The 19,486-nt window shown below is 71.1% G+C and carries 17 protein-coding genes; 12 read left to right on the forward strand and 5 right to left on the reverse strand.

From position 1 onward, the window contains the following. Window position 1: 1 nt before the first annotated feature. Window positions 2–634 carry an AIM24 family protein gene (locus ACFYYF_RS37140; protein WP_361683489.1) on the reverse strand — a complete coding sequence of 211 codons (633 nt, stop codon included), beginning with the start codon at window positions 632–634 and terminating at the stop codon, window positions 2–4. A gap of 233 nt (window positions 635–867) precedes the next feature. Between ACFYYF_RS37140 and ACFYYF_RS37145 the strand changes: the two genes are divergently transcribed. From ACFYYF_RS37145 to ACFYYF_RS37160, 4 genes are all read left to right on the forward strand, one after another. Then, a complete protein-coding gene (locus tag ACFYYF_RS37145) occupies window positions 868–1,212 on the forward strand; it encodes a DUF3817 domain-containing protein (RefSeq protein WP_361683291.1) in 345 nt (114 codons plus the stop codon). Further along, window positions 1,209–1,502, forward strand: coding sequence for an MTH1187 family thiamine-binding protein (locus tag ACFYYF_RS37150; protein WP_361683289.1), 294 nt, complete (start codon window positions 1,209–1,211; stop codon window positions 1,500–1,502). Before ACFYYF_RS37145 ends, ACFYYF_RS37150 begins: the two co-directional genes overlap by 4 nt. Window positions 1,503–1,829: 327 nt before the next feature. Then, window positions 1,830–3,605 (forward strand): glycosyltransferase family 2 protein, encoded by a 1,776-nt coding sequence (locus ACFYYF_RS37155; protein WP_388782943.1) that lies wholly within the window; start codon window positions 1,830–1,832, stop codon window positions 3,603–3,605. A gap of 3 nt (window positions 3,606–3,608) precedes the next feature. Next, on the forward strand, window positions 3,609–5,582 hold the full coding sequence (locus ACFYYF_RS37160; RefSeq protein ID WP_388782883.1) for a galactose oxidase-like domain-containing protein: 1,974 nt from the start codon (window positions 3,609–3,611) through the stop codon (window positions 5,580–5,582). An 86-nt stretch (window positions 5,583–5,668) separates the two neighbouring features. Here the strand turns inward: ACFYYF_RS37160 and ACFYYF_RS37165 are convergent, their stop codons facing one another. Beyond that, window positions 5,669–6,667, reverse strand: coding sequence for a glycoside hydrolase family 6 protein (locus ACFYYF_RS37165; protein WP_388782886.1), 999 nt, complete (start codon window positions 6,665–6,667; stop codon window positions 5,669–5,671). A gap of 123 nt (window positions 6,668–6,790) precedes the next feature. Then, window positions 6,791–7,774, reverse strand: a complete 984-nt coding sequence (locus ACFYYF_RS37170; RefSeq protein WP_361683283.1) for a DUF5937 family protein — start codon at window positions 7,772–7,774, stop codon at window positions 6,791–6,793. 459 nt (window positions 7,775–8,233) lie between these two features. On the opposite strand from ACFYYF_RS37170, the gene ACFYYF_RS37175 reads away from it, so the two are divergent. From ACFYYF_RS37175 to ACFYYF_RS37190, 4 genes are all read left to right on the forward strand, one after another. Next, the gene (locus ACFYYF_RS37175) at window positions 8,234–9,478 is read left to right on the forward strand and encodes an MFS transporter (RefSeq protein WP_388782946.1); all 1,245 of its coding nucleotides are present in this window, start codon (window positions 8,234–8,236) and stop codon (window positions 9,476–9,478) included. Window positions 9,479–9,601: 123 nt separating this feature from the next. Next, entirely contained in the window at window positions 9,602–10,111 is a 510-nt protein-coding gene (locus ACFYYF_RS37180) for a MarR family winged helix-turn-helix transcriptional regulator (RefSeq protein ID WP_388782890.1), read from the forward strand. Between the two features lie 95 nt (window positions 10,112–10,206). After that, a complete protein-coding gene (locus ACFYYF_RS37185) occupies window positions 10,207–10,545 on the forward strand; it encodes a DUF3817 domain-containing protein (RefSeq protein WP_361683275.1) in 339 nt (112 codons plus the stop codon). 73 nt (window positions 10,546–10,618) lie between these two features. After that, entirely contained in the window at window positions 10,619–12,319 is a 1,701-nt protein-coding gene (locus tag ACFYYF_RS37190; RefSeq protein ID WP_388782894.1) for a methylmalonyl-CoA mutase, read from the forward strand. A gap of 485 nt (window positions 12,320–12,804) precedes the next feature. On the opposite strand, the gene ACFYYF_RS37195 is transcribed toward ACFYYF_RS37190, so the two are convergent. Then, a complete protein-coding gene (locus ACFYYF_RS37195; protein ID WP_361683271.1) occupies window positions 12,805–13,434 on the reverse strand; it encodes a TetR/AcrR family transcriptional regulator in 630 nt (209 codons plus the stop codon). A 246-nt stretch (window positions 13,435–13,680) separates the two neighbouring features. Here ACFYYF_RS37195 and ACFYYF_RS37200 point away from each other — a divergent pair, with 246 nt between their 5' ends. The 4 genes from ACFYYF_RS37200 to ACFYYF_RS37215 all read left to right on the forward strand — a co-directional run bounded on the left by ACFYYF_RS37200 (window position 13,681) and on the right by ACFYYF_RS37215 (window position 17,905). Then, complete coding sequence (locus tag ACFYYF_RS37200) at window positions 13,681–14,655, forward strand: tetratricopeptide repeat protein (RefSeq protein ID WP_388782897.1); 975 nt, start codon at window positions 13,681–13,683, stop codon at window positions 14,653–14,655. Window positions 14,656–15,275: 620 nt separating this feature from the next. Continuing rightward, window positions 15,276–15,911 carry a DUF6230 family protein gene (locus ACFYYF_RS37205; RefSeq protein WP_361683485.1) on the forward strand — a complete coding sequence of 212 codons (636 nt, stop codon included), beginning with the start codon at window positions 15,276–15,278 and terminating at the stop codon, window positions 15,909–15,911. Between the two features lie 121 nt (window positions 15,912–16,032). Continuing rightward, a complete protein-coding gene (locus ACFYYF_RS37210) occupies window positions 16,033–16,617 on the forward strand; it encodes a DUF6114 domain-containing protein (RefSeq protein WP_361683267.1) in 585 nt (194 codons plus the stop codon). Then, window positions 16,607–17,905, forward strand: coding sequence for a hypothetical protein (locus ACFYYF_RS37215; RefSeq protein ID WP_388782900.1), 1,299 nt, complete (start codon window positions 16,607–16,609; stop codon window positions 17,903–17,905). Before ACFYYF_RS37210 ends, ACFYYF_RS37215 begins: the two co-directional genes overlap by 11 nt. Window positions 17,906–17,995: 90 nt before the next feature. Here ACFYYF_RS37215 and pyk read toward each other — a convergent pair whose 3' ends face one another. Continuing rightward, a complete protein-coding gene (gene pyk / locus ACFYYF_RS37220; RefSeq protein WP_361683263.1) occupies window positions 17,996–19,426 on the reverse strand; it encodes a pyruvate kinase in 1,431 nt (476 codons plus the stop codon). Window positions 19,427–19,486 lie beyond the last annotated feature (60 nt).

Genomic DNA, 19,486 nt, shown 5'->3' on the forward strand with positions numbered 1-19,486 from the left:
GTCACACATCCCCCGCGATCGTGTTGCGCTCACTGGGCTGGACGTAGACCAGCCCGTCGCCCTCGAAGCGCATCTGGAACGCCTCGCCGCCGCCTTCGCCGATCAGCGTGCGGAACGTCACACCGGACTGCAGCGACTGTCGCACGTTGCCCTGGTGCGCGATGTAGGCCCCCGGGTCGACCGTCAGCGGGTACTGCGCGCTGACCCGCAGCACCACCGCGGGCCCGTCCGACATGATCGCCGCCTGGCCGTGGCCCTCGACGGTGGTCGTGAACAGACCGTTGCCCTGCGAGGCGCCGCGCAGTCCGGTGAACGTCGTGCCCGTGCGCAGCCCGGTGTCCGTGGCGAGCAGATTGCTCGACTCCACGTACAGCTTGTCCCCCTGAAGGGCCACCAGATTGATCTCCGAGGCCCGGTCCGCGAACCAGCAGGTGCCGTGCCCCTTCACCTCCATCACCGTCATCTGCTCGCCGGTCAGGCGCCGGGTCACCATCCCCCGGAGCCCTTCACCGCCCCCGCTGAGTTTCTTGAAGGCCATCTGACCGTCGTACGCGACCATGGAGCCGTTCTTCGCCTTCACGGCGTCCCCGGTCATGTCGACGGCCAGCACCTTGCTGCCCTGAAGTCGAAACATCGCCACGCTGTGAAGGTAGCCGTACGGCCGGACCACCGACAGGGCTTCCGGGTGGATCCCGTCCCTGATCCGCCCCCTAGGGGCTCCCGTCCCGTCCCGTCCGGTATCGCCCGGTGTCGTCCGGGCCCCCGGACCCGGGATCCCGCCCGGTGGATGCCACAATGGCCGTGACGCTTGTGCTTGCGTTCACAAGGAAGCGTTCCCCCGACAGTCAATTCCACCGAAGGTGACCCGTGGACATAAAGACCGCCACCGCACTCCGCCGGCTCCGCCTGGTCTCGGCCCCCGAGGCCGTTTCCTTCCTGCTGCTGCTCGTCTGCTCGGTGCTCAAGCGGACCACGGACTTCAACGCCGTCCCCGTGATGGGCGCGGTCCACGGCGTCCTCTTCATCCTGTACGTGATCTTCTGGGCGGACGCCTGGAACCGCGCCCGGTGGAGCGTCGGCACCGGCGCCCTCTACTTCGTCCTCTCCGTCCTGCCCACCGGCGGCTTCTTCGCCGAGCGCAAGCTCAAGCGCGAGGCCGAGGACGCGGTCGTCGCCTCCCGCGCCTTCGGGGAAGGGGCCGTGAAGGCATGATCGTCGCCTTCTCCGTGACACCGCTGGGTGTCGGCGAGGACGTGGGGGAGTACGTCGCCGACGCCGTCCGCGTGGTCCGCGAGTCCGGCCTGCCCAACCGCACCGACGCGATGTTCACCTCGATCGAGGGAGAGTGGGACGAGGTGATGGCCGTCGTCAAGCGCGCCGTCGCCGCCGTCGAGGAGCGCGCGCCCCGCGTCTCGGTCGTCCTGAAGGCCGACATCCGTCCCGGTGTGACGGACGGCCTCACCTCCAAGGTCGAGACGGTGGAGCGGCACCTGTCGGCATGACGGCATGACGGCATGGCCGCATGACGGTATGTCGGCATATCGATGCGAAACGGGGTGCGGCCCCGCTGCGAGAACCCCGGTCCCCAGGGCCGGGGTTCTCGCTTGTCCGCCCCGCGCCCGCGTCACCCGCCGCACACGGGAAGGCGGTTCCACGGCCGAAGAGGCACACCCGCCCCGCCCGGACGGCGGACGCGGGCCGAAGACCACCCGCCCGCCCGCCGCCGCACCCCTTCGGACCCGCCCCGCTCGACGTGTCGCGAAAACTCCACTTATGTGTGGGTACCAGCCACCACGATCACCGGACTCGTTGAACCACGGGAGGGCGATGTGCGGCCCGCGGGCTACGACTACGACAGCTACAGCCGGCTCGCCGGACCCCTGACCGAGCCGTCCGGCACCGGACACCGGGTGCAGTACACCAAGCTCCTGTCGCGCGAGCCGCACCGAATAGCCGCCATCCTGCTGACGACCCTCGCCCCGGTCCTCACCGGCGCGCTCCTCGTCTACCTCGTGTGGCCCTCCCACTGGGCGGGACGCGAGGGCGGCGAGCCCTGGCCGGCCGCCCTCGACACCACGATGCTCGTGACCATCGGCCTGATCGAACTCTTCATGGTCGTCAACGTCATGAGCATCGCCCACGCGACGCTGGTCGCGCGCGACCCCGTGCCCGTCCTGCCCGCGCAGGGGACCCGGGTCGCCTTCCTCACCACCTACGTCCCGGGAAAGGAACCCCTCGCCACGGTCCGAGCCACCCTCGAAGCCGCCACCGCGCTGACCCACACCGGCCCCCTCGACGTGTGGCTGCTCGACGAGGGCGACGACGACCAGGCCAGAGCCCTGTGCGCCGAGCTCGGCGTCCGGCACTTCACCCGGTTCGGCGTGCCCGAGTGGAACCGGCCCGAGGGAAGCCACAAGGCCCGCACCAAGCACGGCAACTACAACGCATGGCTCACCCTGTACGGGCACGCCTACGACTTCTTCGCCTCCGTCGACACCGACCACGTCCCGCTGCCCGGGTTCCTCGAGCGCATGATGGGCTACTTCCGGGACCCCGACGTCGCCTTCGTCGTCGGCCCCCAGGTGTACGGGAACTACGAGAACCCCGTCACCAAGGCCGCCGAGTCCCAGCAGTTCCTCTTCCACGCCCTCATCCAGCGCGCCGGGAACCGCTACGGCTCACCCATGTTCGTCGGCACCAACAACGTCGTCCGGATCGCCGCGCTCAAGCAGATCGGCGGGCTCTACGACTCCATCACCGAGGACATGGCCACCGGGTTCGAGGTGCACCGACACCGCAATCCCCGCACCGGCCGGCACTGGCGGTCCGTCTACACCCCGGACGTGCTCGCCGTCGGCGAGGGGCCCTCCACCTGGACCGACTTCTTCACCCAGCAGACGCGCTGGTCCCGCGGCACCTACGAGACCCTGATCAAGCAGTACGGGAAGGCGCTGCTCACCATGCCTCCCGGCCGGCTCCTCTCGTACACGCTGATGCTCGTCTACTACCCGATGACGGCCGTCAACTGGCTTCTGGGCATCCTGAGCTGCTTCCTGTTCCTGTGGTTCGGGGCGTCCGGGACGCAGGTCACCGCGTCCGTGTGGCTGATGCTCTACGGCGACGCCGCCGCCCTGCAGATCTGTCTGTACCTGTGGAACCGGCGGCACAACGTCTCGCCGCACGAACCCGAGGGCTCCGGCGGCCTGGCCGGCATGGCGATGTCCGCGCTGTCGGCCCCCGTCTACCTGAAGGCACTGGGAGAGGCGATCGTCCGGCGCCCCAGCCGCTTCGTCGTGACCCCGAAGGGCCGCGACGCGAGCCCCGACCGGCTGGGAACCTTCCGCGTCCATCTCGGCTGGGCCGCTCTGCTCGCCGTCTCGCTGGGCGCCTCGGCCGTCCTCGGTCACACCCACGCGGCCATGCGGATCTGGGCGGTGCTGGCCATGGCCGTCTGCCTCGCCCCGGTCGCGGTGTGGATCCGCACCCGCGTCCGGGACGGCCGGACCGGGCACCCGGCGCCCGCTTCCGTCCGCGTTCCCGACAGCCGCGAATCGGTGGCGGCCACGCCCGTCACGGTCACCGGCTCCACGACAGGAGGCAGCTAGGCCATGGCCCACCGGCCCTCGAAGAAGGCGAAGAAGGCGAAGACGACGAGGAAGACGCTGCTCGGCATCACGGGCATCGCCGTCCTCGCGGCGCTCAACGCCCCGGCCGCGCTCGGCTTCGCCGGCGAGGCGTACCACGATTACAGGATCTCCCGGCCCGCCTACACCGCGAAGTACGGCTCCTGGAGCAGCGTCGACATCCCGGAGCGGTACCGCACCAACGCGATCCACGCGGCCCTGCTGCACACCGGGAAGGTGCTCATCGTCGCCGGATCGGGCAACGAGCAGAGGAAGTTCGACCGGGGGACCTTCGACACGATCCTGTGGGATCCGCGGACGGACACCTTCAAGAAGATCCCCACACCGGACGACTTCTTCTGCTCCGGACACGCCCAGCTCCCCGACGGCCGGATGCTCGTGGCCGGCGGCACCGCCCGCTACGAGAAGCTGGACGGCGAGGTCGTGCGGGCCGGCGGCGGCATGCGCGTGAAGAACGAGAACCCCGACAGGGCCGTCGTCCTCAAGAAGGGCACCGTCTTCCGTTCGCCCGCCGGTGTCGACTACGTCAGCGGGGCCGACGTGACGGTCCCGAGGGCCACGCGGAACCAGATCGTCACCTACGACCGCAAGGGCGCCATGCAGCCCTGGCGGACCGAGGTCACCGCCGGAGAGGCCCGCGTCTTCGTCGAGGCCGAGGAGAAGGGGCCGGGGTCCGTCACCGACCGGCAGGCCCAGTACGAGATCGTCGGCCTGCGCGGCGAGGACGCCCGCAACACGTACGGCCTCTCGGAGCGGATCACCCTGGAGAAGCAGGACTTCCAGGGCATCAGGGCCGCCTACGAGTTCGACCCGAAGGCCGAGCGGTACATCCCCGTCGACCCGATGGACAAGGCCCGCTGGTACCCGACCCTCGTGGGACTCGACGACGGACGCGTCCTCGCCGTCTCCGGCCTCGACGACGTCGGGGTCGTCGACCCCGGCGACACCGAGATCTACGACCCGGTGACGAAGAAGTGGGGCCCCGGACCCCACCGCTACTTCCCCACCTACCCGGCGCTCTTCCTCACTCAGGGCGGCAAGCTCTTCTACCCGGCCTCCAACGCCGGGTACGGACCCGCCGACCAGGGCCGCGAGCCGGGCCTGTGGGACCCGCGGACCAACACCTTCCAGAAGGTGCCCGGCCTGCGGGACGCCGACCGGACGGAGACCTCCGCGTCGGTCCTGCTCCCGCCCGCCCAGGACCAGAAGGTGATGATCCTCGGCGGCGGAGGCGTCGGCGAGTCCGGGAAGTCCACCGCCCGCACCGCCGTCGTCGACCTCAAGAAGGACAGCCCGGCCTTCGAGGACGGCCCCGACCTGCCCCAGGGCACGCGCTATCTGAACAGCGTGATCATGCCGGACGACACCGTCTTCACCACCAACGGCTCCCGGGACTACCGCGGCCGCGGCGCGAGCAACATCCTCAAGGCGCAGTTCTACGATCCCCGCACCAACGCCTTCCGCGAGGCCGCGTCCCCGCGCGTGGGCCGCAACTACCACTCCGAGGCGCTGCTCCTGCCCGACGGCCGGGTCGCCACGTTCGGCTCGGACCCGCTCTTCGACGACCGGCGGAACACCAAACTGGGCCACTTCGAACAGCGCATGGAGGTCTTCACCCCGCCGGCCCTGCACCGCGCCGGCGCCAACCGTCCGGTGCTCGGAGCGGGCCCCGGGGAACTCGACGTGAACCACCGGGCGACCTTCGCCACCGGCCACCCCGAACGGGTCGTCAAGGCCCGGCTGATGCGGCCGAGTGCCGTCACCCACACCACGGACGTCGAGCAGCGGTCGATCGAACTGGGGCTGACGAGGACGGCGGACTCGGTCACCGTCGACGTGCCGAGGGACCCGGCGCTGGTCCCGCCGGGCTGGTACATGCTCTTCGTGACGGACGCGCAGGGCACGCCGTCCGAGGCGAAGTGGATCCACGTCCGATGACGCGGGACGCCGAACGCCGGCGACGGGACGCCGGACGGCCTGAGGGCCGAACGGCCGGAGGGCGGATGCCGGTCCGTCGCGGGCGGTCAGCCGGCGGAGCCGCGCGTCAGCTCCAGGGCGTACTCCGGCCACCACCGGCCGGCCGCGGGCCCGCCCCCGCACTCCCCGTCCGACTCGCCGGGCCGCTTGACCCACAGGTAGGCGTCGAGGAGGGGTTCACCGGTGGCGGTCGTCGGCGGGGTGCCCAGCGCCCGGCCCGGCGGGTTGCACCAGACCCCCTCCAACGGGCCGTTGCCGTTGCGGCTGGTGTCGACGACGAAGTGCTTGCCGCCGAGCCTGCCGGACAGCCGGACGCCGTACTCCCTGCTGACCTTGTCCGTCTGGAAGTTGGACACGTTGAGCGCGAAACCGTCGGCGTGCGCGATGCCCGCGCGTTCCAGGGGCGCGACCAGTCGCTCCGCGTCGGGGATCCAGGACGGGTTCCCGGCGTCCAGGTACACCTTGGTGTGCGGCCGGCCCTTCAGCCGGACGACCGCCTCGCTCAGCAGCCGCTCGCGCTCGTCGTGGTACGCGGCGGGCGTGCAGCCGTCCACGAGGTGGGCGATCGCGTCCGGCTCCAGGATCACCAGCGCCCGGCCGTCACCGAGGGCGTCGGCGAACCGGCCGATCCACCGGCGGTAGGCGTCCGCGTCCGCCGCCCCGCCCGCCGAGTGCTGGCCGCAGTCCCGGTGCGGGATGTCGTACGCGACGAAGAGTGCCGTCCGCCCTTCCCCGGCCGCGGCCGCGGTCGCCGCCCGGACCGCCGGACCCGGGTCGGCCTCGCCCGCGGGCCACAGGGCGACGGGCTCGTCCGCGATCCGCTTCAGCAGCGCCGCGTCCGCGGTCCGGCCCTGGCGGCGCCACACCTCGATCTGCCGGGCGGCGGGCCCCCGAGGGTCGACCCAGAAGGCTGAGCGGGCCGCGGGGCCCGACCGCTCGGAGGAGCCGCCGGCGGCCGGGGTCCGGCCGGCCCCGGGCGCGGACGTGCAGCCCGCCGTGAGCGCGAGCACCGCGAGGACCGCGAGGGCGTGGATCAGCCGGGGCATGCTGCTCCCTTGCGCGAGGGTGACGAACGGTCACTCATCGTGGCACAACGGGTCATTCGGGCGGGGGAGGCGGCGTGACCCGGTGGGGCACCCGGCGCAGCCGGTCCTTCCGGCGGCACCTCGTCAGTCGCCGCCCGAGGCCAGCGCGATCCCGAGGGGTGTCCGCTCGTACAGCACCTGGTGCCCGTACCGGCGCGACACGAGCAGGCCCGCGTCGCGCAGGGCGGTGAGGTGTGCGGACACCGACGACGGAGCCAGCCGCAGCCGGTGCGCGAGCGAGGTCGTGCCGGCCGGTTCGTCGAGCGCGCCGAGCACCGTGGCCCGGCCGCGCCCGAGGAGTCGTACGAGCGCGTCGGGGGTGCGGTCCGCCGGCTCGGTCCACAGGCCGCCGATGCCGCGCGCGGGGTAGACGAGCGTCGCCTGCCACGGAGGCTCGAAGCCGCTGATCACGTCCGGCCAGGAGAACACGCTCGGCATGAGGACCAGCCCCTGGCCGGCCAGGTGCCTCTCGTGCCGGCCCCCGACCTGGACGGTCAGCGTGTGCGAGCGCCAGCCGAAACGCCGGTCGATCTCCGGGAGGAGCCCGCCGAGCCCGACCTCGGCGAGCCGCCGGGAATGGAAGGCGACATCGGCGTCCAGCAGGGCGCGCAGCCGCGGCCAGTCCGGTTCGACCAGGGTGTGCCAGGCCTGTTCCAGCAGGTCCGTCAGATCCCGCACCATGCGGGCCGGGTCGGCCAGCAGGGCCCGGCCGCGCGGCGAGTCCAGCGCGCCGGGGGTGTCGGCGAGGGAACGCGCGCTCTCCTCGCGGGCCACGTCCGGGTCGGCCGTGCGGATGGCGGCGATCTCCTCCTCGAAGCTCGCCGCCGGGCCCAGCGGGGGCGGTCCGAGCCAGTCGGGGGAGTAGCCGCGCCGCGGCATGAGCAGCCACAGCGGGGTGAGGTCGAGTCCGGCGGCCGCCGCGCGCATGCGGCGCAGCCAGGGGGCGTGGTAGCCGTGCCGCGCGGGGCGGTCGAGCGTGCGGACCGCCTCCTGCGTCTCCCACAGCGGCGACACCGCGAACCGGCAGTTGAGGAGGTCGTCCTCCCCGAAGTGCAGCAGTGACGGCATGGACGACCCCAGAACATTCGGCTGACGCCGAAACTTTACGCGGCCGGGGCGCGGCCGGGCACGCTGTCGCCCATGCCGGAAGCAGAGACGAAGGGCACACCGACGGTGCCCAGCACACCAGCACGTGCCGCCAGCCCCGCCAGGGGGAACACGACCACACCGACGGAGGACGCCGCGAGGACGCCTGCCGGGCCTGCTGGGGTGCGGCCCGCCGGGGCTGCCGCGGACAGCGCGGCCGTGCCCGCCGTGGGGGAGTCCGCCGGGCACGCCGCGGCGAACTCGGCCGGGTCCGCCGTCCCGAGCGCCGCCGGGCGGGCCGCGGCGAAATCGGCCGGTCCCGCCAGGGAGAGCGCCCTCGGGTCTGCCGCGGAGGATGCTCTCGGGGCTGTCGTCGGCGGGAGGCCGGCGGGCGGGGGCTCCGGCAGCGGGTCGGTGGCGGCCCCGGGCGGGGACGCGGCGGTGCCCCCGGCGGGGAGTGACCCGGAGGCGGGGCCCGCGCGGAGCGGGTACGGGCCCGTGTTCGCCGTGCCCGAGTTCCGTGCCGTCTTCGTGGCGCACGCCTTCTCGCTGCTCGGGCTCGTCGTCAGCGAGATCGCGCTCTCCGTCCTCGTCTACGGTCTGACGGGCTCCCCGCTCCTGAGTGCCCTGACCTTCGCGCTCGGCTTTCTGCCCTACCTGATCGGCGGGACCCTGCTCGCGGGCGTCGCCGACCGCTTCCCCGCCCGCCGGGTCCTGGTCGTGTGCGACCTGGTCTGCGCGGGCTGCGTGGCCGTGATGGTGCTGCCGGGCGCGCCCGTCGCGGTGCTGCTCATGATGCGGGCCGCGCTCGCCCTGGTCGCCCCGGTCTTCCAGGGGACGCGGACGGCGACCCTGGCGGACGTCCTCGGCGACGGGGAACTGTTCGTGCTCGGCCGCTCCCTGCTGCGGATCCTGTCGCAGAGCGCGCTGCTCGCCGGCTTCGGGACGGGCGGCCTGCTGCTCACCGTCGTCTCCCCGCGCCACGCGCTCCTCGTCACGGTCTGCACCTTCCTCGCCTCCGCGGCCCTGCTGCGCTTCGGCACCCGGCGGCGGCCCGCGCGCACGGACAAGGGGCAGGCGCTCGTGCGCGACTCCCTGCGCGGTTCCCGGCAGGTGCTGGCCGACCGGCGGATCCTCGTGCTGCTCCTGCTCTTCTGGGTGCCGTCGATGTTCGTCGTCGTGCCGGAGGCGTTGGCGGCGCCGTACGCCGACGGACTCGGGGCCGGTACGGCAGGCCTCGGCCTGCTGATGTGCGCGCTGCCCGTCGGCACGATCGCGGGGGAGCTGTTCGCGGGTTCGCGGCTGCGGCCGGCGACCCGGAGCCGGCTCACGCTCCCGCTGGTCTGCGTCACGCTGCTGCCCTACGCCGCGTACGCGCTGCGGCCCGGTCTCGGCTGGACGCTGGTCCTGCTGGTGCTCGCGGGCGCCGGGTCGGCGTACACGCTCGGCCTCGACCAGTGGTTCGTGCGGGCGGTGCCGGACGAACTGCTGGGGCGGGCCATGACCTTGAACTCGGCCGGGCTGATGACCCTTCAGGGCGTGGGGATGGCCCTGGCGGGCGTGGCGGCGGAGTTCGCCGGTGTGACGGCGACGATCGTGGGCGCGGGCGTCCTGGGCACCGTGGCCTGCGCGGCCCTGGCGCTGGCGGCCCGCCGAATCGAACAGGGCGCTGCGCGGGGCGAGTAGAGCACCGGAGCGGGCGGTGGGGTGCGGGAGCCGATCCGCCCCCGCACCCCACCGCCGCGGGGGCCGGTACCGAAAAGCGAGACAGGGCTGACCACGATGTGACCGGCCGGTAAGGTCGTCGGCGTGCCGAAGCCGCTCAGCCTTGCCTTCGATCCCATCGCCCGCGCCGACGAACACTGGCGCCAGCGCTGGGGTTCCGTGCCGTCCATGTCCGCCATCACCTCGATCATGCGCGCGCACCAGATCCTGCTCGCCGAGGTGGACGGGGTCGTCAAGCCGTACGGGCTGACCTTCGCGCGCTACGAGGCCCTGGTGCTCCTGACCTTCTCCAAGGCGGGCGAGCTGCCGATGTCCAAGATCGGCGAGCGGCTCATGGTGCACCCGACGTCCGTCACGAACACCGTCGACCGGCTGGTGCGGTCCGGGCTGGTCGACAAGCGGCCCAACCCGAACGACGGCCGGGGCACCCTCGCCTCCATCACGGACAAGGGCCGCGAGGTCTGCGACGCGGCCACCCGCGATCTGATGGCGATGGACTTCGGGCTCGGGGTCTACGACGCCGAGGAGTGCGCGGAGATCTTCGCGATGCTGCGGCCGCTGCGGGTCGCCGCGCACGACTTCGACGATGCGTAGCCGGCGGCGGGCGCGGGGGACGCACCGGCGGGCCCGGGGCGCCGTGGCACGGGGGCGCGTGAAGATCGGCCGAAAAGGGTGGTTACCCTCGTGCCATGAAGAAGAGCGTGTTGACCCGCTACCGCGTCATGGCCTACGTCACCGGCGTGCTGCTGGTGCTGCTGTGCCTCAGCATGATCGCCAAGTACGGCATGGGCCTGGACGGGGCCGCGGACTTCACCCGCGTCGTCGCCATCGCGCACGGCTGGCTGTACGTCGTGTACCTGATCTTCGCCTTCGACCTGGGTTCCAAGGCGAAGTGGCCGGTCGGCAAGCAGCTCTGGGTGCTGCTCGCGGGCACGATTCCCACGGCCGCCTTCTTCGTGGAGCGCAGCATCAGCCACGAGCTGGAGTCCAAGGTCGCCGAGGGCGCTCCCGCGGTCGCCGAGGCCTGACCGACACCGCCGTACGACCCGTACGGCGGTTTGCCGTCGACATGTACTAGGACGTCCTAGTAAATTCGACGGTATGGACGCTGACGCCATCGAGGAAGGCCGGCGACGCTGGCAGGCCCGCTACGACGCCTCGCGCAAGCGGGAGGCCGACTTCACCACGCTCTCCGGCGACGCCGTGGAGCCGGTGTACGGCCCCCGGCCGGGGGACGGCCACGAGGGCTTCGAGCGGATCGGCTGGCCCGGCGAGTACCCCTTCACGCGCGGCCTGTACGCCACCGGCTACCGGGGCCGCACGTGGACCATCCGGCAGTTCGCCGGGTTCGGCAACGCCGAGCAGACCAACGAGCGGTACAAGAAGATCCTCGCCAACGGCGGCGGGGGCCTCTCGGTGGCCTTCGACATGCCGACGCTGATGGGCCGGGACTCGGACGACCCCCGTTCGCTGGGCGAGGTCGGGCACTGCGGTGTCGCGATCGACTCGGCGGCCGACATGGAGGTCCTGTTCCAGGACATCCCCCTCGGTGACGTCACCACCTCGATGACGATCAGCGGTCCCGCGGTGCCGGTCTTCTGCATGTACCTCGTCGCCGCCGAGCGCCAGGGCATCGACCCCGCCGTGCTGAACGGCACGCTCCAGACCGACATCTTCAAGGAGTACATCGCGCAGAAGGAGTGGCTCTTCCAGCCCGAGCCGCACCTGCGCCTCATCGGCGACCTGATGGAGCACTGCGCCGAGAAGATCCCCGCGTACAAGCCGCTGTCCGTCTCCGGGTACCACATCCGCGAGGCCGGCTCCACGGCCGCGCAGGAGCTCGCCTACACGCTGGCGGACGGCTTCGGCTACGTGGAACTGGGGCTGTCCCGCGGGCTCGACGTGAACGTCTTCGCCCCCGGACTCTCGTTCTTCTTCGACGCGCACGTCGACTTCTTCGAGGAGATCGCCAAGTTCCGCGCGGCCCGCCGGATCTGGGCCCGCTGGATGCGCGACGTGTACGGCGCCACCTCCGAGAAGGCGCAGTGGCTGCGCTTCCACACGCAGACCGCCGGTGTCTCGCTGACGGCCCAGCAGCCGTACAACAACGTCGTGCGCACCGCCGTGGAGGCGCTCGCCGCGGTCCTCGGCGGTACGAACTCGCTGCACACCAACGCCCTGGACGAGACGCTCGCGCTGCCCTCCGAGCAGGCCGCGGAGATCGCCCTGCGCACGCAGCAGGTGCTGATGGAGGAGACCGGCGTCGCCAACGTCGCCGACCCGCTGGGCGGTTCCTGGTACGTCGAGCAGCTCACCGACCGGATCGAGGCCGACGCGGAGAAGATCTTCGAGCAGATCAAGGAGCGCGGGCTGCGGGCGCACCCGGACGGGCGGCACCCCATCGGTCCCGTCACCTCCGGCATCCTGCGCGGGATCGAGGACGGCTGGTTCACCGGTGAGATCGCCGAGTCGGCGTTCCAGTACCAGCGGTCGGTCGAGAAGGGCGACAAGCGGGTCGTTGGGGTCAACGTCCACCACGGGTCCGTGACGGGCGATCTGGAGATCCTGCGGGTCAGCCATGAGGTGGAGCGTGAGCAGGTGCGGGTGCTGGGCTCCCGCAAGGGGTTCCGTGACGAGGCGGCGGTGCGGGGGGCGCTGGACGCCATGCTCGGCGCGGCCCGCGACGGTTCCAACATGATCGTTCCCATGCTGGACGCGGTTCGGGCCGAGGCGACCCTGGGGGAGATCTGTGGGGTTCTGCGCGACGAGTGGGGTGTCTACACGGAGCCGGCGGGCTTCTGACCCCGGCGCGGCCCCGCTGCCCGGAGCGTCCGGCTCGCCGGAGCCCCTGGCTGCCCCCTTCCGGCCCGAACCCGGGCCCCCGGACCCTCACGCCCCCGGCACCCCCGCCCGGCCCCAGGACCCCCTGTTCTCGCCCCCTCCGCCCCTACCCGTCCCACCCCTGGGGCTCCGCCCCAGACCCCGCTCCTCAAACGCCGGAGGGGCTGAACTTTTGCCGGCCGGGGCTGAAATCTTGCGCGGCACCCGACAGGTGACCCCCTGGGGCTCCGCCCCGGACCCCGCTCCTCAAGCGCCGGAGGGGCTGGATCCTGCACCCGCAGTCGGAATGCGGCGTGAGGGGACGTGGCGGTACATCGATGGCCGTCGCCACTAACGGTCACTTCTCTGTCCGACAGCGACGGGCTGATGTACCGCCGCGGCCCCGACCCACGACCCACCGGCACCGGTTCGTCGCGCCGGTCAGGGGCCGGAGGCCGTCCCGCCGGTCAGGGGCCGGAGGCCGTGGCGCCGGTCAGGCCGAACAGCAGGACCCGGGTGAACGAGCGCACCCACTCCTCGTCCGCGGGCTCCGCGCTGACCAGGGTGCGATGGACGACCGCCCCGGCGACCACGTCGAAGATCAGGGCGGCGGTGCGGTCGGCGGCGGCCGGGTCCGACTCCGCCGGAAGCTCGCCGCGCGCCTGGGCACGGGCGCGGCCCTCCATGACCAGCCGCTTCTGCCGGTCGACGATCGACGTGCGGATGCGCTCCCGCAGCGGCTCGTCCCGGGTCGACTCCGCGACCACGGCCATCAGCGCCGTCTTCGCCTCCGGGCGGTCCAGGATCGCCGCGAACTGGAGCACGACACCCTCGATGTCGGCGGCCAGACTGCCCCGGTCGGGGAGCTCCAGCTCGTCGAAGAGCTCGGCCACCGCGTCGACGACCAGCTCGTTCTTGCCCGCCCAGCGACGGTAGAGGGTCGTCTTGGCGACCCCCGCGAGCGTCGCCACGTACCCCAACGTCAGTTTGGACCAGCCCAGTTCGACCAGGGCCGTGCGCGTCGCCTCCAGGATCGCGGCATCCGCGGCCGCACTGCGGGGGCGACCCGTACGGGCGGCATGGGAGCGACATTGCATGCCGTTGACCATATCCGGCCGCATCGCAGGCCGATATCCAGCGGTTCTGTGAAGCCGTGAGGGAGATCACCGGCGGACGGCGCGCGAGCGTGCTCCCGTACAGTTACGCTACGACTCGTAGCGAAAGCTCGACCGCGGCGACAACCGCACGGGCGCCTGGTGGGGACCGGGCGCCGAACAGGCCTGACACAGCCTGGGTTTCACGACGCTTTTCACACGTGCGCGAGGAAGGGGGAGGATGTACTCATGCAGCCACGGAACATGTCCATGAGCGGAGTCGTCGACCTCGCCGCGGTGAAGGCGGCCCAGGAGGCCAAGTCGAAGGCGGAGCAGGCGCGCGCCGAAGCGGCCAGGCAGGGCGGAGGCGGGGCCGTGACTCCCGCGAGCCTCGTCATCGACGTAGACGAGGCCGGATTCGAGCAGGACGTCCTGCAGCGCTCCACCGAGGTGCCCGTCGTCATCGACTTCTGGGCCGAGTGGTGCGAGCCCTGCAAGCAGCTCAGCCCGCTTCTGGAGCGGCTGGCCGTCGAGTACAACGGGCGCTTCGTGCTCGCCAAGATCGACGTCGACGCCAACCAGATGCTGATGCAGCAGTTCGGGGTCCAGGGGATCCCGGCCGTTTTCGCGGTGGTGGCCGGACAGGCCCTGCCGCTCTTCCAGGGGGCCGCCGCCGAGGCGCAGATCCGCGGGACCCTCGACCAGCTCGTCCAGGTGGCCGAGCAGCGCTTCGGCCTGACCGGTCTCACGGTCGACCCGGACGCCGCGCCGGGCGCGGCTCCCGCGGCGCAGGAGGTGCCGGCCGGACCGTACGACGTCCTGCTGGAGGCGGCCGTGCAGGCGCTGGACGCGGGCGACTTCGGCGGTGCCGTCCAGGCGTACAAGAACGTGCTGGCCGACGACCCGGGCAACACGGAGGCCAAACTGGGCCTGGCCCAGGCCGAGTTGCTCCACCGCGTCCAGGGGCTCGACCCGCAGAAGGTGCGTCAGGACGCCGCGGAGAAGCCCGCGGACGTGGCGGCGCAGATCGCGGGGGCCGACCTCGACCTCGTCGGCGGCCACGTGGAGGACGCCTTCGGGCGGCTCATCGACACCGTGCGGCTCACGGCGGGCGACGACCGGGACGCCGTACGCCTGCGGCTGCTGGAGCTCTTCGAGGTGGTCGGCGCCGACGACCCCCGTGTCGTGGCCGCGCGCAGGGCCCTTGCCCGGGCGCTGTTCTGACCAGTCCGTAAACGTCAGGGCCTGTGATGCCCGGGTGAAAGATTGGCCGACAGGGACGGATGTGGCCGCGCTTTACCAAAACTTGGTAAACGCGGCCGCTGTTACTCGTAGTAAGTCGCGAGCGCTGAACTGTCTGTTTCCGTCCGGAATTTGACCACTGTGTCACCCCCGGCGGGGCCACCCTGAGTCGCCACCCGATACCGACGGGTCGTTCTTCGGTTATCCCGCCGTTACTAGCGAGTAACGAACCCCCTTGTGCCCACGGCGAGAATGCACCACGATCGGCGACGCTCGGTCCATTCCCGCACCCCGACAGCCAATCGGGTCGGCGGACTTTCTGGGTCCCCACCGAGTAGGACCGACAGCAGTGCGATCGGTTCTTGGACAGGGGGGTCTTCGCCGACCGGCGGAGCCTGTCCAGCAGGTTGTGCGTGATGTGTGTCAGGCGCGACCAGTGGTTGTCGCTCGGGGGTGATCGCCGGTGATTCGGGTGCGGTTCGCACCTTCGGGTACAGGCGCTCTCCTTCCCGAGGACGTAGCACTTCTCCCATCCCTGCCCGGCTGAGCCGCCGCAATGTGGCAGTCAGGGCCAGGAGATGTACGTCCGAGAAGGAGGAAAAATTATGTCCCAGGTGCGTGGCGGGACCAGATGGAAGCGGTTCGCCGTCGTCATGGTGCCCAGCGTGGCAGCCACGGCAGCGATAGGTGTCGCCCTCGCGCAGGGTGCTCTCGCCGCATCGTTCAGTGTCTCCGGTCAGTCCTTCAAGGTGACCGCGGACAAGCTTGAGGGAACGGGCTTCTCGCAGTACGGAGCCCTGGACCAGGGCACGGGCCTCGACGGCAAGTCGGCGCTGCACCCCGTCGCGGTCTCGGCGTTCAAGAGCGCCGACATCACGGGCATGTGCCAGTCCGTCGTCACCCCGAACGTTCCGCTGCTCGGTTCCGTCAGCCTCGTGCTGAAGGCCGGCGGCGGCGGTACGCCGGTTCACGCCGACAACCTCTACATCGATGTCGAGGACCTCGGCGCCGACGCGACGTTCAAGAACATCGACATCGGTGTTGCCGCCAAGGACGCCACCAAGGGTCCGGGCATGAAGGGCGGCGGCGAGCAGGCCAACCCCTTCGGGTTCGCGCAGCAGGCCGAGTCGGCCACGCTGACCGACGTGAAGCAGACGGCGTGGGCGACCACCGCCGGCACGTTCAAGCTCAGCGGTCTGAAGATGTCGGTGTCTGCCGGCACCAAGGAGTGCTACTAAGCACCCCTGGGGCGGGCGTCGAGGCCCAGGCCGCTTCGCCCGCCCCGCCCGCTCCGCCCGTCGTACGCGGAGCACTCAACGCGTACTTCTCACAGCAATGCCGTTCCAGGGAGCTGTTTCCATGAGCGCCGAGACTCCTGCCGCGCCCGGCCAGAACGATGAGCACTACCTTCAGGTGTTCCGGCGGAACTTCCGTAACTGGAGGAGCGACCGCCCGTTCTGGGCCGGTCTGTACATCGTGTTCGGCGGCTTCCCCATCGCCTACTTCCCGTACGCGCACCTTCAGCTCGGCCATCTGACGCTGGCGATGTCCACCACCGCCGGAGCCGGATCCCTGATCATCGGCGTACTCCTCGTCGTGCTCGGGATCAGCCTCTGGTTCCAGAAGCACGTGCGGACGTTCGCGGGTGTCGCCGCGATCCTCCTGGCCCTGGTGTCCATCCCGGTGGCCAACCTGGGCGGCTTCCTGATCGGCTTCCTGTTCGCTCTGCTCGGCGGCGCCATGGCGGTCGCCTGGGTTCCCGGCGAGCCCGAGGAGAGCTACACCACGGCGGGTTCCCTCGACAAGCAGGACGCGCCGGACGCCCCGGCGGCCGAGCCTGTCGAGTCCATCGCTCCCGAGGCGGCGGACACCGCGGGCGACCCGAACGATCTGTCAGGAACGAGCCCGACCAACGGGGCGAACGGGAGGCACAGTGCCGGCTGACGAGGTGACCCATGGGACTGATGTGGAGGCGTCCCGTGTGAGAACCGGGCCGCGCCACGCGGCCCCGAGGAAGCCGCTGTTCACCAGGTTCCAGATGCCCGCCGGCAAGGTGATAGCCATAGCGGCGATGCCGACGGCGGTCCTCATGGGCATGGGCTTCACGCCGACGCTCGCCCAGGCCGACGACCACGCCACCTCCAAGAGCCTCACGGCCGAGGAGTACCAGGCGTGTGTCGAGGCCGTCACGGGTGAGGAGGCGTCGGACACGGCGTCGCCCTCCGCCTCGGCGAGCCCGAGCGCGTCCGCCTCCGCCGAGGCCACGCCGAGCCCCTCCGCGTCCTCGGACGCCCCGGACAAGGACACGTCCTCTTCGTCGGATTCAGGTTCCGACGACAAGGCCGAGCCCGCCCCGTCCGCCTCGGCCTCCGCGAGCACGCAGGACAAGGCGGCGGACAGCAGCGCGTCCACGCCGACCCCCTCGGCGTCCGAGAGCAGCAAGAACCCGCTCGACCCGCTGGGTGTCGGCGACGCCATCAAGGACATCCTCACGCCCGACGAGACGGCGAGTTCCACCCCGGAACCGTCCGCGTCGCCGAGCGCGAGCGCCGGCTCGGACACGTCGGACGGCAAGACCGCCGCGGAAACCGTCAAGGACACGACCGACAAGGTCACCGAGACGGCGGACGAGACCGCCAAGACGGTCACGGACACCGCGTCGAAGGCGGCCTCGGACGCCACCGAGAAGGCCGAGGACACGGCCGCCGCGGTCACCGGTTCGCCCAGCCCGTCCGCGAGCGCCACCACGGACGCGGCGGACTGCCCGGTCGCCACCGACGACGAGGGCGGCGTGGACAACAAGGTCGCCCTGCCGACCGAACCCTGGTACCTCAACGCCAGTTCGCTGCTGCTCAAGGGCGCCGACTACCAGGGCATAGTCAAGGTGAAGACCGCCGACGGCACCGTCAAGAAGGTGCTGAAGTACGTCATATCCGACGGCACCGACATCGGCGACCTTCACCAGACCGTGAACGACAAGCAGTCCGGCAAGACCTACCACGTGCAGGCCGCGTCGGGTTCGACGTCCACCATCCGCGACGGCAAGACGATCATGTACACGGAGAGCATCTCCGGGAACCTGCTCGGGCTGATACCGGTCACCTTCGACCCGGACAACCCGCCGCCGCTCAACATTCCGCTGATCTACTTCACCAAGGTGAAGGTGGTCCAGGCCGGCCAGTTCGGCGGCACCCTGCACGTACCCGGACTCCACCAGTACACGACCGGCTGAGTCGTCCAGAGCCCGTCCGGGAGCCGCACAGACGCTGAGGGCGCCCCCTGCGAACAGGGGGCGCCCTCAGCGGCGTTCGGCGGGCGGAGGTCAGGCGTGGCCGACCTCGCCCAGGTGGTGCACCCGGACCATGTTGGTGGTGCCGGGGACGCCGGGGGGCGAACCGGCGGTCATCACGACGACGTCGCCCTCGTTGAACCGCTTGAGCTTCTGCAGCTCGCGGTCGACCAGGCCGACCATCTCGTCGGTGCTGTTGACGAACGGCACGACGTGCGACTCGACGCCCCAGCTCAGCGTGAGCTGGTTGCGGGTGCCCTCGTCCGTGGTGAAGGCCAGGATCGGCTGGGCGGCGCGGTAGCGCGAGAGACGGCGGGCGGTGTCACCGGACTTGGTGAAGGCCACCAGGCCCTTGCCGCCGAGGAAGTCGGCGATCTCGCAGGCGGCACGGGCGACCGAACCACCCTGCGTGCGCGGCTTCTTGCCCGGGACCAGCGGCTGCAGGCCCTTGGAGAGAAGCTCCTCCTCGGCCGCGGCGACGATCTTCGACATCGTCTTCACCGTCTCGACCGGGTACGCGCCCACGCTCGACTCGGCCGACAGCATGACCGCGTCCGCGCCGTCCAGGATCGCGTTGGCCACGTCGGAGGCCTCGGCGCGCGTGGGACGGGAGTTGGTGATCATCGACTCCATCATCTGGGTCGCCACGATCACCGGCTTGGCGTTGCGGCGGCACAGCTCCACGAGGCGCTTCTGCACCATCGGGACGCGCTCCAGCGGGTATTCGACGGCCAGGTCGCCACGGGCCACCATGACGGCGTCGAACGCCGCGACGACGCCCTCCATGTTGTCGACCGCCTGCGGCTTCTCCACCTTGGCGATGACGGGGACGCGGCGGCCCTCCTCGTCCATGACCTTGTGGACGTCGTTCACGTCGTTGGCGTCGCGCACGAAGGACAGGGCGACCATGTCGCAGCCCATCCGCAGCGCGAAGCGCAGGTCCTCGACGTCCTTCTCCGACAGCGCGGGCACGTTCACGGCCGCGCCGGGCAGGTTGATGCCCTTGTGGTCGGAGATCACGCCGCCCTCGATGACGACCGTCTTGACCCGCGGGCCGTCGACCTCGACGACCCGCAGCTCGACGTTGCCGTCGTTGATGAGGATCTGGTCGCCCTTGGAGACGTCACCGGGCAGACCCTTGTAGGTCGTGCCGCAGATGTGCTTGTCACCCGGCACGTCCTCGGCCGTGATGACGAACTCGTCGCCACGCTCCAGCTCGACGGGGCCTTCGGCGAAGGTCTCCAGGCGGATCTTGGGGCCCTGCAGGTCGGCCAGGACACCGATGGCGATGCCGGTCTCGGCCGAGGCGGCCCGGACACGCTCGTACCGGCCCTGGTGCTCGGAGTGCGAGCCGTGGCTGAAGTTGAAACGGGCCACGTTCATGCCGGCCTGGATCAGCGCGACCAGCTTTTCGTGGGAGTCGACCGCGGGGCCGAGAGTACAGACGATTTTCGAACGGCGCATGAGGCGATCCTATCGGTTTGTTTCGCAACGGAATATTCCGTCTGGCGGAAAATACAAATG

The organism is Streptomyces sp. NPDC001914 (assembly GCF_042891215.1).
GTDB lineage: Bacteria > Actinomycetota > Actinomycetes > Streptomycetales > Streptomycetaceae > Streptomyces.

What these genes read in the sequence shown, in the direction of transcription:
- ACFYYF_RS37140 (WP_361683489.1), bottom strand. Translation starts at nt 634, where the DNA reads ATGTTTCGACTTCAGGGCAGCAAGGTGCTGGCCGTCGACATGACCGGG.
- ACFYYF_RS37150 (WP_361683289.1), top strand. Translation starts at nt 1,209, where the DNA reads ATGATCGTCGCCTTCTCCGTGACACCGCTGGGTGTCGGCGAGGACGTG.
- ACFYYF_RS37160 (WP_388782883.1), top strand. Translation starts at nt 3,609, where the DNA reads ATGGCCCACCGGCCCTCGAAGAAGGCGAAGAAGGCGAAGACGACGAGG.
- ACFYYF_RS37165 (WP_388782886.1), bottom strand. Translation starts at nt 6,667, where the DNA reads ATGCCCCGGCTGATCCACGCCCTCGCGGTCCTCGCGGTGCTCGCGCTC.
- ACFYYF_RS37170 (WP_361683283.1), bottom strand. Translation starts at nt 7,774, where the DNA reads ATGCCGTCACTGCTGCACTTCGGGGAGGACGACCTCCTCAACTGCCGG.
- ACFYYF_RS37185 (WP_361683275.1), top strand. Translation starts at nt 10,207, where the DNA reads ATGAAGAAGAGCGTGTTGACCCGCTACCGCGTCATGGCCTACGTCACC.
- ACFYYF_RS37190 (WP_388782894.1), top strand. Translation starts at nt 10,619, where the DNA reads ATGGACGCTGACGCCATCGAGGAAGGCCGGCGACGCTGGCAGGCCCGC.
- ACFYYF_RS37195 (WP_361683271.1), bottom strand. Translation starts at nt 13,434, where the DNA reads ATGCAATGTCGCTCCCATGCCGCCCGTACGGGTCGCCCCCGCAGTGCG.
- ACFYYF_RS37200 (WP_388782897.1), top strand. Translation starts at nt 13,681, where the DNA reads ATGCAGCCACGGAACATGTCCATGAGCGGAGTCGTCGACCTCGCCGCG.
- ACFYYF_RS37210 (WP_361683267.1), top strand. Translation starts at nt 16,033, where the DNA reads ATGAGCGCCGAGACTCCTGCCGCGCCCGGCCAGAACGATGAGCACTAC.
- pyk (WP_361683263.1), bottom strand. Translation starts at nt 19,426, where the DNA reads ATGCGCCGTTCGAAAATCGTCTGTACTCTCGGCCCCGCGGTCGACTCC.